Annotated in this window: 11 protein-coding genes; 9 read left to right on the top strand and 2 right to left on the bottom strand. The window is 66.8% G+C overall.

Annotated elements, in window-relative coordinates; all coding sequences use genetic code 11:
• Positions 1-606, bottom strand: a 606-nt coding sequence (locus LQ144_RS19710) for a TetR/AcrR family transcriptional regulator (protein WP_230120621.1), incomplete at its 3' end; no start/stop codon positions are given.
• A 208-nt stretch (positions 607-814) separates the two neighbouring features.
• Here LQ144_RS19710 and LQ144_RS19705 point away from each other — a divergent pair.
• The 7 genes from LQ144_RS19705 to LQ144_RS19675 all read left to right on the top strand — a co-directional run bounded on the left by LQ144_RS19705 (position 815) and on the right by LQ144_RS19675 (position 8,879).
• Positions 815-2,422, top strand: a complete 1,608-nt coding sequence (locus LQ144_RS19705; RefSeq protein ID WP_230120614.1) for a carboxyl transferase domain-containing protein — start codon at positions 815-817, stop codon at positions 2,420-2,422.
• A 94-nt stretch (positions 2,423-2,516) separates the two neighbouring features.
• Complete coding sequence (locus LQ144_RS19700; RefSeq protein WP_230120619.1) at positions 2,517-4,703, top strand: biotin carboxylase N-terminal domain-containing protein; 2,187 nt, start codon at positions 2,517-2,519, stop codon at positions 4,701-4,703.
• Positions 4,704-4,705: 2 nt separating this feature from the next.
• Positions 4,706-5,869 (top strand): acyl-CoA dehydrogenase family protein, encoded by a 1,164-nt coding sequence (locus tag LQ144_RS19695; protein WP_230120612.1) that lies wholly within the window; start codon positions 4,706-4,708, stop codon positions 5,867-5,869.
• 45 nt (positions 5,870-5,914) lie between these two features.
• The gene (locus LQ144_RS19690) at positions 5,915-6,706 is read left to right on the top strand and encodes a CoA transferase subunit A (protein ID WP_230120610.1); all 792 of its coding nucleotides are present in this window, start codon (positions 5,915-5,917) and stop codon (positions 6,704-6,706) included.
• Between the two features lie 2 nt (positions 6,707-6,708).
• Positions 6,709-7,461 carry a CoA transferase subunit B gene (locus LQ144_RS19685; protein ID WP_230120608.1) on the top strand — a complete coding sequence of 251 codons (753 nt, stop codon included), beginning with the start codon at positions 6,709-6,711 and terminating at the stop codon, positions 7,459-7,461.
• Entirely contained in the window at positions 7,458-8,024 is a 567-nt protein-coding gene (locus tag LQ144_RS19680) for a MaoC family dehydratase (protein WP_230120606.1), read from the top strand. Before LQ144_RS19685 ends, LQ144_RS19680 begins: the two co-directional genes overlap by 4 nt.
• 15 nt (positions 8,025-8,039) lie before the next feature.
• Complete coding sequence (locus tag LQ144_RS19675) at positions 8,040-8,879, top strand: CoA ester lyase (protein ID WP_230120604.1); 840 nt, start codon at positions 8,040-8,042, stop codon at positions 8,877-8,879.
• Between the two features lie 25 nt (positions 8,880-8,904).
• Here LQ144_RS19675 and LQ144_RS19670 read toward each other — a convergent pair whose 3' ends face one another.
• Positions 8,905-10,368, bottom strand: coding sequence for a lipase maturation factor family protein (locus LQ144_RS19670; protein WP_230120602.1), 1,464 nt, complete (start codon positions 10,366-10,368; stop codon positions 8,905-8,907).
• Between the two features lie 113 nt (positions 10,369-10,481).
• Between LQ144_RS19670 and LQ144_RS19665 the strand changes: the two genes are divergently transcribed.
• Complete coding sequence (locus LQ144_RS19665; protein WP_230120600.1) at positions 10,482-11,225, top strand: sulfite exporter TauE/SafE family protein; 744 nt, start codon at positions 10,482-10,484, stop codon at positions 11,223-11,225.
• A 55-nt stretch (positions 11,226-11,280) separates the two neighbouring features.
• On the top strand, positions 11,281-12,510 hold the full coding sequence (gene dxr, locus LQ144_RS19660; protein ID WP_230120599.1) for a 1-deoxy-D-xylulose-5-phosphate reductoisomerase: 1,230 nt from the start codon (positions 11,281-11,283) through the stop codon (positions 12,508-12,510).
• Positions 12,511-12,513: the final 3 nt, after the last annotated feature.

Genomic DNA, 12,513 nt, shown 5'->3' with positions numbered 1-12,513 from the left:
AGTCAGTGCCGCGAGTGCCATGTTCTCCAGCAGAGGCCTGGCCGACTTGATGGCCATTCGCCGGCCATGGTTCCTCACCGAGTGGGGAGTGGAGTTGATCAGCCCGAAGGTCGCATGGGCACGCATCCGGAGGTCTGCCGTTTCCGTCTCGGTGTGGATTCCCGCCAGCACGTCAACCCAGAGCTCCACGTAGCTGCGCTGCAGTGCCCGGACCTCCGCCTGGTCCTCGTCGGAAAGGTTGCTGAAGTCCCGGTCCTGGACACGGATCACATCGGGGTTGCTCAGCGCGAAGTCCACATGGAACTGCACTAGCCTGCCCAGGGCCGCTGCAGGGTCCCCGGCATCGGCCACCACGCGCTGTCCGCCGTCGAGCAGGTCCTGGCTGACGCTCAGCAGCAGGGCACCCAGCACGGCCTGTTTCCCCGGAAAGTGGCGGTAGACGGCCGGCCCGCTGACGCCGGCGGCGGCCCCGAGGTCCTCCAGGGAGACGCGGTTGAAGCCGTTGACGGCGAAGAGCGACGCGGCGGCGGACAGCAGAGCCTGCCGGCGGGTTTCCTTGGCTCGGCTGCGCTGGGTGGCACGGGTCGGCTGGGCACCCTCGGCCAGGGCGTCCGGCTGTGAGCCGTGCCCGCTGCCGGCAAGCCGGCCCTGCTCCGTGATCGGCACATTTCCTCCTCGCAACTGCAAACACTAGCAACCCGCGGCCGTGTTGGACATCACAGTTAATAGAGACTAACCTAAATCTCAGTTACACGGCACTAACCGAAAGCAGCCAGGCCGGGCAGTCGGGCCGGTCAAGGAATGGAAGTAGTCAATGGAGACACTCGCCAGCCGGCTGGATCCCACCAGCGAGGCCTTCGCGGCCAACAGCCTTGCGCAGCAGGCGCTCGCAGGCGAGCTGCGCAAGCGGCTCGCCACGGCAGCCATGGGCGGTCCGGAGAAATCCCGCGAGCGCCACATGGCCCGCGGAAAACTCCTTCCGCGCGAACGGATCGACCAGCTCCTCGACGACGGCAGCCCCTTCCTGGAGATTGCCCCGCTCGCAGCAAACGGCATGTACAACGACGATTCGCCGGGTGCCGGGGTGATCGCCGGCATCGGGCTGGTCCATGGCCGCCAGGTCCTGGTCATCTCCAACGACGCCACCGTCAAGGGCGGCACGTACTACCCGATGACGGTCAAAAAGCACCTCCGGGCCCAGGAAATCGCGCTGGAAAACAAGCTGCCCTGCATCTACCTCGTGGACTCCGGCGGCGCCTTCCTGCCGAAGCAGGACGAGGTCTTCCCGGACAAGGAGCACTTCGGGCGGATCTTCTACAACCAGGCCCGGATGTCCGCGGCCAAGATCCCGCAGATTGCCAGCGTGATGGGCTCCTGCACCGCCGGGGGCGCCTACGTTCCTGCCATGAGCGACGAAACGGTCATCGTCCGCAACCAGGGAACGATCTTCCTGGGCGGCCCGCCCCTGGTAAAGGCCGCCATCGGCGAGATCGTCACGGCCGAGGAACTCGGCGGCGGAGACGTCCACTCCAGGATCTCCGGCGTCACGGACCACTTGGCCGAAAACGATGAGCACGCCCTGCAGATCGTCCGGGACATCGTCTCCACCCTGCCGCGGCCGGCCGCGCCCGCCTGGGACGTGGACACCGCCGTCGAGCCTGTAGCGGACACTGCCGAGCTCTACGGCGCTGTCCCCACGGACGTCAACGCGCAGTATGACGTCCGCGAGGTCATCGCCCGGCTGGTGGACGGCAGCAGGTTCCATGAGTTCAAGAAGAATTACGGCACCACCCTCGTGACCGGCTTCGCGAAGCTGCACGGCCACCCCGTCGGGATCGTGGCCAACAACGGCGTGCTCTTCAGCGAGTCATCGCTCAAGGGCGCGCACTTCATCGAGCTGTGCGACCAGCGCGGCATCCCGCTGGTCTTCCTGCAGAACCTCTCAGGCTTCATGGTGGGCAAGGACTATGAACAGGGCGGCATCGCCAAGAACGGCGCCAAAATGGTCACCGCCGTGGCCACCGCCCGCGTGCCTAAGCTGACAGTGGTGATCGGCGGATCCTTCGGCGCCGGCAACTACTCGATGTGCGGCCGGGCCTATTCCCCGCGTTTCCTCTGGATGTGGCCTGCGAGCCGCATCTCCGTGATGGGCGGCAACCAGGCCTCGAGCGTGCTGGCCACCGTCAAGCGCGACCAGTATGAGGCCGCCGGGCGCGAATGGTCGGCCGAGGACGAGGAAGCCTTCAAAGCCCCCATCAGGCAGCAGTACGAGGACCAGGGCAGCCCCTACTACTCCACCGCGCGCATCTGGGACGACGGCGTGATCGACCCCGCGGAAACGCGCACCGTACTGGGCCTTGCCCTTGACGTCGTCTCCCGCGCCCCGCTGCCGGAGACATCCTTCGGCCTCTTCCGGATGTGAGCAAGCAGTGACGAATCCAGCAGTAACTAATCCAGCAGTGACAGCAGTGACCCGTCCGGCGGTATCCGCCTCCGATGCGGGGACCGAACCGGCCATGTTCCATACTGTCCTGGTCGCCAACCGCGGCGAGATCGCCTGCCGGGTGATCCGGACGCTGCATGCCATGGGTATCCGGTCGGTGGCCGTCTACAGCGATGCCGACGACGGCGCCCGCCACGTGCGGGAAGCGGACACTGCCGTGCGGATCGGGCCCGCTGCCGCGGCCGAAAGTTACCTCAAGATCGAGGCGATCATCCGGGCGTGCAAGGACACCGGCGCGCAGGCGGTGCACCCGGGGTACGGCTTCCTCAGCGAGAACGTCGAGTTTGCGCGGGCACTCGCGGCGGCCGGCATCGCCTTTATTGGCCCCGGCATCGAATCCCTGGAGGTCATGGGGGACAAGATCCGTTCCAAGAATCATGTGGCCGGTTATGGCGTTCCGGTGGTTCCCGGCATCGCCGAGCCCGGCCTGACGGACGAGGATCTGATCAGCGCCGCCGCGGCCGTGGGATATCCGTTGCTCATCAAGCCGTCCGCGGGCGGCGGCGGCAAGGGCATGCATGTTGTTGAACGCCCGGAGGACCTTCCTGCCACCCTGGCCACAGCCCGCCGCGTTGCCGCGAGCGCATTCGGCGACGACACCCTGTTCCTGGAGCGGCTGGTCATGGCTCCGCGGCACATTGAAGTGCAGGTGCTGGCCGACGGCCACGGCAACGTGATCCATCTGGGGGAGCGCGAGTGCTCCCTGCAGCGCCGGCACCAGAAGGTGATCGAGGAAGCGCCGTCGCCGCTGCTGGAATCCATGAACGACGGCGGCGTGACCCGCGCGCGCATCGGGGAGGCCGCCTGCCAGGCGGCCCGCAGCGTGCACTACAGCGGAGCAGGAACCGTGGAGTTCCTCGTCTCGGACAACGCCCCGGACGAGTTCTTCTTCATGGAGATGAACACCCGCCTGCAGGTGGAGCACCCGGTCACCGAAATGGTCACGGGCGTGGACCTCGTGGAGTGGCAGGTGCGCATCGCCGCCGGTGAGGTGCTCACGGTGGCACAGGACGACGTCGTGCTTGAAGGCCACGCCGTTGAGGGGCGCGTGTACGCGGAGGTTCCTGAGCGGAACTTCCTGCCGTCCTCCGGCGAAGTGGTGCTGCTCGATGAACGCGGGATCATCTTTACCGCCCTGGCAGACCTTGACTCCGCGAGCCCGGCGTCAGCGGACCCGCACATCCGCATCGACTCCTCCCTGCAGACCGGGCTGGAGATTTCCAGCGACTACGACCCCATGCTGGCCAAGGTCATCGCCTGGGGCCCCGACCGCCAGTCGGCGCTGGACAAGCTGGACACGGCCTTGGGGCGGTACACCGTTCTCGGTGTCGGGACCAATGTGGAATACCTGCGGCTCCTGATCAACGATGACGACGTCCGCGCCGGCCGCCTGGACACCACGCTGATTGACCGCAAGATGCCGAGCCTGACGTTCCGGAGCGCAGGGGACGCGGAGCTCATGGCAGCAGCCTTGCAGTTCTGGGTCATGGACGAAGGTCCTGACGGCGTCGCATCCCCGTGGGACACCGTCCGCGGCTGGCGGCTGGGCCGCCCCGCGCCCTGGAGGATGAGCTTTGGCCTTCCCGGCGGTGACCTTGCCACGGTGGCCGTCACCTGGCAGAGCAACCTGGACCTGGGACACGCCCTGGTCCGGGTCAATGACGGCCCTGAGTACAAGGTCATGGTCCTGGGGCTGGCCAGCAGTTCCATCGACTTGGACGTTGACGGGCAGGAGTTCACGTTCGCGCTGGGATCGTTCTGGGAGGACTACCCCCGGGAAGGGCGCCCGCAGAACGTCTACGTGGGCAGCGGCGGCTGGTCCTGCGGACTCGAAGTGCTCAACCGCGAGTCTCGGCTTGCGAGGGTGCTGGCCGCCATCGAGCGTGAAGTGGGCGCGGCGGACCCGGAAGTCCGCTCTCCCATGCCCGGGACCGTCGTTTCGGTGTCCGTGCACGACGGCGACACGGTGGAAGCCGGTGAGGTGCTGCTCTCGGTGGAGGCCATGAAGATGGAACACCAGCTCGTGGCAGAAGTCGCCGGGACGGTGCACATCACGGTCAGGACCGGGGACCTGGTGAAGGCCGACCAGGTGCTCGCCACGATCCACGCGGACCCGGCGGCCGACAATGCCCAGGACCCTGCCGCCGACAAATCAGAACCAACAATTCAAGATCCAACACATGAACGTAAGGGAGCCTAGCTATGGCCGATTTTGAGCTCAGCGAGGAATACCAGGACCTCAGCAACACCGTCCGCGAGTTTGCCGATGAGGTAGTGGCGCCGGTCTCGGCCAAGCACGACGAAGAACACAGCTTCCCGTACGAGATTGTCTCGCAAATGGCGGACATGGGGCTGTTCGGTTTGCCGTTTCCGGAAGAGTCCGGGGGCATGGGCGGAGACTACTTCGCGCTGGCCCTCGCGCTGGAACAGCTGGGCCGCGTGGACCAGTCCGTGGCCATCACCCTTGAAGCAGGCGTTTCACTCGGCGCAATGCCCGTCCACCGCTTCGGGACCGAAGCCCAGAAGCAGGAGTGGCTGCCGCTGCTCGCCTCCGGAAAGGCGCTCGCAGGGTTCGGGCTGACCGAACCGGAGGCCGGCTCCGACGCCGGCGGCACGAAGACCTCCGCGAGGCTGGAGGACGGGCAGTGGGTCATCAACGGCAACAAGGAATTCATCACCAACTCCGGCACGGACATCACCAGGCTGGTGACCGTCACCGCCGTGACCGGGCAGCATGAGCGCAAGGACGGCAGCATCAAGAAGGAGATCTCCACCATCCTGGTGCCCACCAACACGCCGGGGTTCAAGGCGGAGAAGGCCTACAACAAAGTGGGCTGGAATGCCTCGGACACCCATCCGCTGACGCTGAAGGACGTCCGTGTTCCGGAGGCCAACCTGCTCGGCGAACGGGGCCGTGGCTACGCGAACTTCCTGTCCATCCTCGACGAAGGCCGCATCGCCATCGCGGCACTGGCCACCGGGGCGGCCCAGGGGTGCGTGGATCTCTCGGTCAGGTATGCCAAGGACCGCAGGGCGTTCGGCAACAACATCGGCAAGTACCAGGCCATCTCCTTCAAGATTGCCCGCATGCAGGCACGCGCCCACACAGCCCGGCTGGCGTACTACGACGCGGCCGCCAGGATGCTCGCCGGCAAGCCGTTCAAGACCCAGGCGGCCATCGCTAAGATGGTCGCAGGCGAGGCGGCCATGGACAACGCGCGGGATGCCACCCAGGTGTTCGGCGGCTATGGCTTCATCAACGAATTCACCGTGGCACGCCACTACCGCGACTCCAAGATCCTTGAGGTCGGGGAAGGCACCACGGAGGTCCAGCTGATGCTGATCGCCCGCGAACTCGGGCTCTGAACGGCCCGGGGGCCGAGCCTGACGAGACACCTGAAAGGATCAACGATGATTGACAAGGTTGTTGCCAGCGCTGCGGAGGCCGTTGCGGATATTCCCGACGGCGCGTCGCTCGCCGTCGGGGGGTTCGGTCTCTGCGGGATCCCGGTGGCCCTGATAGATGCCCTGCATGAGCACGGCACCAAGGATCTGGAGACGGTGAGCAACAACTGCGGCGTCGACGACTGGGGTCTCGGGATCCTGCTCAGGGACGGGCGCATCCGCCGGACCATCAGCTCGTACGTCGGGGAGAACAAGGAGTTCGCCCGGCAGTACCTTTCCGGGGAACTTGAGGTTGTGCTGACACCGCAGGGCACGCTCGCCGAGAAGCTGCGCGCCGGCGGTGCCGGCATCCCCGCGTTCTACACGAAAGCAGGCGTGGGCACCCAAGTGTCCGAAGGCGGGCTGCCACAAAAGTACGACGCCGACGGCGGCATCGCGATCGCCTCCGAACCGAAGGAGGTGCGGACCTTCAACGGCGTGGACTACGTCCTGGAAGAGTCCCTCGCCCCTGACTTCGGCCTGGTCCACGCCTGGAAGGGCGACCGGCACGGGAATCTCGTCTTCCACGCCACGGCCATGAACTTCAACCCGCTGTGCGCCATGGCCGGCCGGACCACCATTGCCGAGGTTGAAGAGCTGGTGGAACCGGGGGAGCTGGACCCCGAACACGTCCACCTCCCCGGCATCTTCGTCCAACGGGTCGTCGTGGCGTCGCAGGGCGAAAAGCGCATCGAAAAGCGGACGGTGGCACTCTCGGCACCTTCCGCAGCCGGTACCACCGACCAGGCAGGAGCGTAGCCATGGAGTCGATCAGCTCACAGGGGGCGCCGCCCCGTCCCGAGGCCGTCCGCCACGAATACCGGCGTGCCGCAACGTCGCACCCGGAAGGCAAGGGCTGGACACGGAACGAGCTCGCTGCGCGGGTGGCGCAGGAGCTCACGAATGGGCAGTACGTCAACCTTGGCATCGGGATGCCCACGCTGATCCCCAACTACATCCCCGCCGGTGTGGAGGTGGTCCTGCATTCGGAGAACGGCATCCTGGGCGTCGGCCCCTATCCAGGCGAGGACGAGGTCGACCCCGACCTGATCAATGCCGGCAAGGAAACCGTCACCGTCAACAAGGGGGCAGCCTTCTTTGACTCCTCGCTGTCGTTCGGCATGATCCGCGGTGGGCACGTGGACGTGGCAGTGCTCGGCGCCATGGAGGTCGCCGCCAACGGCGATCTGGCCAACTGGATGATCCCGGGCAAGATGGTCAAGGGCATGGGCGGCGCCATGGACCTGGTCTTCGGCGCCAAAAAGGTGATCGTGATGATGGAGCACCTGGACCGCAACGGCAAACCCAAGATCGTGGAGCGGTGCACGCTGCCGCTCACGGGCCAGGCCTGCGTGGACCGGATCATCACGGACCTCGCCGTGATTGACGTGGTCGCCGACGGCAGGTCATCCAGGCTGGTCCTGCGCGAGCTGGCTCCCAACGTGTCTGTGGACGATGTGGCTGCGGCCACCGGCGCCGAGCTGTTCGAAGAAGACCAGGAACTGACTGTATGACGGCGGGCCGCCAGGAACAGAAGGCCGACGGGGATTCGACCGGCTCCACCAGCGTCAGCCCCCGCGTTGTTGAACAGCGGGGCCTCTACTTCGACGAATTGGAAGAAGGAGTGGTCTACGCCCACCGGCCGGGCCGGACGGTCACCGAGACCGACAACGTCCTGTTCACCACCATGACCATGAACACGCAGGGACTGCACCTTGACGCGGCGTGGAGCGCGGGGCAGCCGTTCGGCCAGCGGCTGGTGAACTCGATGTTCACCCTGGCTACCGTCGTTGGGCAGTCCGTCACCCAACTCACGCAGGGGACCATCATCGCGCAGCTTGGCCTGACCGATGTGTCCTTCCCCGGCCCGCTCTACCACGGCGACACTTTGTACACCGAGACCGTCATCACCGGAAAGCGGCTCTCCGGATCGCGCCCGGGCCAGGGGATCGTCACCATGAAGCACACCGGCCGCAACCAGGACGGCGCGGTGGTTGCCTTGGCGACACGCAGCTGCCTGATGTGGACCCGGGAGGCACACCTGAAGGCGGAGACGGAAGCGCAGAAGGAAAAATAATCGGACAATGACTGTATGACTTTCGTGATGGGCCCCGCCCTGCTGTTCTGCCCTGCTGACCGCCCCGAACGCTTCCAGAAGGCCGCCGAGCGCTCCGATGCCGTCATCATTGACCTCGAGGACGCGGTGGCGGCGCCGGACAAGCAACGGGCCCGGGGGGCGATCCTGGCCCAGCTCGGCAGTTCCGGCGAAGGGCCGGAGCTCGACCCCAGCCGGACCATCATCCGGATCAACCCGGCCGGCACGGAGGACTTCGAGAAGGACCTCCATTGCCTGGCGCACACGCCATACCGGACGGTGATGATGGCCAAGACCGAAAGCGCGGAGCAGCTGCGGGCCCTCGAGGGCTTCCACGTAATCGCGCTGTGCGAAACGGCCGCCGGGATCGTGAACGCGCCGGCCATTGCCGCCGCACCCAACGTGGTGGCGCTGATGTGGGGGGCAGAGGACCTCCTCGCGTCCCTCGGCGGGACGTCCAGCAGGAAGGACGACGGCGGCTACCGCGCCGTTGCGCTGCATGCCCGGTCATCGGTGCTGCTCGCGGCAGGGGCCTTCGGCAAGGAAACAGTGGACGCGGTCTACGTCAACATCCCGGATCTCGAGGGGCTGACCGAGGAGGCCCGGGACGCCGCGGCGTCCGGCTTCAGCTCAAAGGCCTGCATCCATCCGAACCAGGTCGCTGCGGTCCGAGCGGCCTACGCACCGGCCGACGAGGACGTCGCCGCCGCCCGGGAGCTGCTGGAGGCTGCACGTACGGCAGGAACCGGGGTGTTCCAGTTCAAGGGCAAGATGATCGACGGGCCCATCCTCAAGCACGCCCAGTCCACGATTCGGCGGGCCGGGGTCTCTGCCTAGCGGGAGCCCCAGCAGGAGCCGTTCCTTACTGCCGCCGTCCCGGAGCGTGCCTTAGGGAGAGCGGCGGGATGGCTTCATACAGCGGAGTCCGGATCCAGCGCTGGCCGGTCTCGCGGAACTCGGCCCGGTTGGAGAAGCGGTACAGGTAGGTGCGGGCGCGCACCCAGCGCGGGCGTTCGCCGTCGAACGGATCATTGCGCAGCAGGCGCAGCACCGCATGGTCGGCCTCCAGCAGCTTGGCCAGGAAGGTGTAGAACCATTCCTCGTGCACGGTGCGCAGGGGAAGGAACCACATGAGCCAGTCGAGCCGCAGGTGGTAAGGGGCCCACTGGCGCGGCAACCTGCGGACATCGCCGGGTTTGCCCTTGAAGCCGTACTCCCGCCAGTCCTCCGAGTCGGGCTCCTCCTCCATGGTGCCCTCGACAGCCACCTCAATCCGTTGCTTCGTCACCGTGCCGAACGCGCCGTAGGTGTTCACCAGCTGCCAGCGGTTGAAACTGGCGTTCATCAGCTGGTGGCGCGAAAACAGGTTGCGGACGGGCCAGTAGCTGAGGGCCGCGAGCAATAGTGTCAGTGCGAGGGTGATGACGAGCCACCACAGCGGCGTTTGCCGGCCGTCACCAGCCGTGTGCCGGTCCAGCGGAATCACCGGCAGCACCGCATGCGCCACGGGATCGCTGACTGCCGCGAAGGCCAGCACTATGGCGATCCAGTTCAGCCACGCGAAGTTGCCGCTGGCCACGAGCCACAGCTGCGTAAAGATGATGATGCCGGCCGCGATACTCGCGACCGGCTGCGGGGCGAAGAGGAAGAAAGGCACCACAAGCTGGGCGAAGTGGTTGCCCACCACCTCCAGCCGGTGGAACGGCCGGGGCAGGAGATGCGCCTGCCGGCTAAGCGGTCCCGGCATGGGCTGCGTCTCATGGTGGTAGTACAGCGCCGTGAGGTCGCGCCACTCCCGGCCGCCGCGGATCTTGATCATGCCCGCGCCGAATTCCAGCCGGAACACCAGCCAGGCCACGAGGATCAGGATGGTCCGGGGCGGATCCGTCTGGTCGGAGCCGAGAAAGGCCACCGTGAACCCGGCCTCAAGGAGCAGCATCTCCCAGCCGAAGCCGTAAAACGTTTGTCCCACGTTGACGATCGACATGTACAGCAGCCACAGCGCAAGGAAGGCGATCAGCGGCAGCCACGGCGGCCCCAGCTGCGGAAGCCCGGCAACCAGGGTGGCTGCAACGGCCAGTCCCGTGCAGCACACCGAACGCAGCAGCCGGTCGGAGTAGCGCCAGCGGAACAGCGTGGGCCTCCGCAGCCTGCTGAACCCCTCCAGATAGTCGGGTACGGGCAGGAGTCCGCGCTCGCCGAGCAACGCAGGGAACTGGTTTAGGGACGAAAGGAACGCAACGAAGTAGAGCGCGGCGATGCCACGCTGCAGCACCTGCCGGGCGAATTCGAAGTCCCGCGCGTCGAACCAGGAGGCCCAGTCCACCCTTCCACGTTACGCCCGCCGCGGAGGGCGTCAAGGCACTTCCGGGCGGCGGCACTCTCGATCGTTGAGGAGTGCCCGACGGGGACAACCAGTCGCGGCATTAGGATCGGAACATGTTTGCACTGGTGCTCATCGCGGTCGTTGCGGGGGCCTTGGCGCAACGGCTTGCCGGCCTGGGCTTCGGGCTCCTGGTCTCGCCGGTCCTCGTGGTGCTCCTGGGTCCGTTCGACGGCGTGATGATCATCAACCTCTGCGGCGCGGCCTCGTCACTGCTGATCCTGTCCAGGGTGTGGCGGCACGTCAGCTGGCGGCGCTACCTTGGCCTCGCGGCTTCGGCGCTGACCGGCGTAGTGCCCGGCGCCTGGCTGGCCAGCCACGCCCCGGAGGCGCCGCTGGAGGTCTGCATCGGAGCCCTGTTGATCCTGGGGCTGTTGGCTTCTCAGCGGCTGAACCGCAGCGACTGGCGGGTCTCGGGCCCGGTTCCGATGGTCTCGCTGGGATTTACCAGCGGACTCATGAACGCGGCGGCGGGAGTGGGAGGCCCGGCCATTACGGCCTACGCCATCGTGACGCGCTGGGAGCAGAAGAGCTTCGGAGCCACCCTGCAGCCGTACTTTGTGACGACCGGGCTGTCCTCGCTGCTGAGCAAATACCTGTTTTCCGGGGGCCACCTTCCGGCCCTGGAAGGCTGGCACTGGCTGGGCATCCTGGCCGCAATGGTCTTGGGGATCGTGGCCGGCGACCTCCTCTCCGGCAGAGTCCGGCCCGGGGTCGTCCGCAGGATTGTTGTGGCGATCGCCTACGCCGGAGCTGTGTCCACGATGGCCAAGGGCGTGGTGGAGATGGCATTGGGCTAGCCTCCTGCCACGTCGCGGCATGCGGCAGGCGTCCGCTGTGCGGGATACTTAAGTCATGCAGACTTCGGGCGCCAGCCGTTCAGCCAGCCGACCAGCAACGGGCCAGCCGCGCAGAATCGTCCTTCTCGGATCCACCGGTTCGATCGGCACCCAGGCAATTGACGTCGTCGACGGCGCCCCGCACCTTTTCGAGGTCGTGGCGCTCAGCGCCGGCGGCGGCAACCTGGAACTCCTCGCACGGCAGGCCGTGCATACGAGGGCGCGCGCGGTGGGCGTCGCCTCCGGCGATCCCCGCCGCCTGCAGGACCTGATCGATGACGCCGCCCGGGCGGCCGGGCTCGCGCGGTACCGTCCGGAGATCATCGCCGGCCCGGACGCCTCCACAAGGATCGCCGCCGTGGAAGCGGATGTGGTGCTCAACGGCATCACCGGCTCCATCGGCCTGGCGCCCACGCTTGCCGCCCTCGAGGCCGGAGCAACACTCGCGCTGGCCAACAAGGAGTCGCTGATTGTGGGCGGCTCCCTCGTCAAAGCCGCCGCCGGGGAGGGCCAGATCGTGCCGGTGGACTCCGAACACTCCGCCATTGCCCAGTGCCTGCGCTCCGGCTCTGCCGCCGAGGTGGACAAGCTCATCCTGACGGCGTCCGGCGGCCCGTTCCGCGGCCGCACCCGTGAGCAGCTGGCGGACGTCACCCCGGAAGAAGCTTTGGCCCACCCCACCTGGGACATGGGCCTGATGGTCACCACCAACTCCGCCAGCCTGGTCAACAAGGGATTGGAAGTGATCGAGGCGCACCTGCTGTTCGACATCCCGCTGGACCGGATCGACGTCGTGGTCCACCCGCAGTCAGTGGTCCATTCCATGGTGCAGTTCGTGGACGGCTCCATCATCGCCCAGGCCTCGCCGCCGGACATGCGCCTGCCCATCGCGCTCGGTCTGGGTTGGCCTGACCGTGTTCCGCAGGCGGCCACGCCCTGCGACTGGACGCAGGCCACCAGCTGGACCTTCGAGCCGCTCGATGTGAGCGCCTTCCCGGCCGTCGGGCTTGCCAAGGACGCCGCCAAGCAGGGGAGCACTTATCCGGCTGTATTCAACGCAGCCAACGAGGAGGCTGTGGTGGCCTTCCATGAGGGCCGCATCCGGTTCACGGACATTGTGGATACCATCGAAGCGGTCCTCAGCGAACACCCGGGTTCCTCCCGGTTAACGGTCGAGTCCGTGCTGGATGCTGAAAAGTGGGCACGAGCCCGCGCCCACGAACGTTTAGCAGTGAGCAGTCTCTAGGAA

Origin of the sequence: Arthrobacter sp. Bi83 (assembly GCF_918698095.1) — a bacterium.
Classification (GTDB): Bacteria; Actinomycetota; Actinomycetes; order Actinomycetales; family Micrococcaceae; genus Arthrobacter.
Note: the sequence above shows the minus strand (reverse complement) of the source record. Positions and strands in the feature narration are given on the sequence as shown.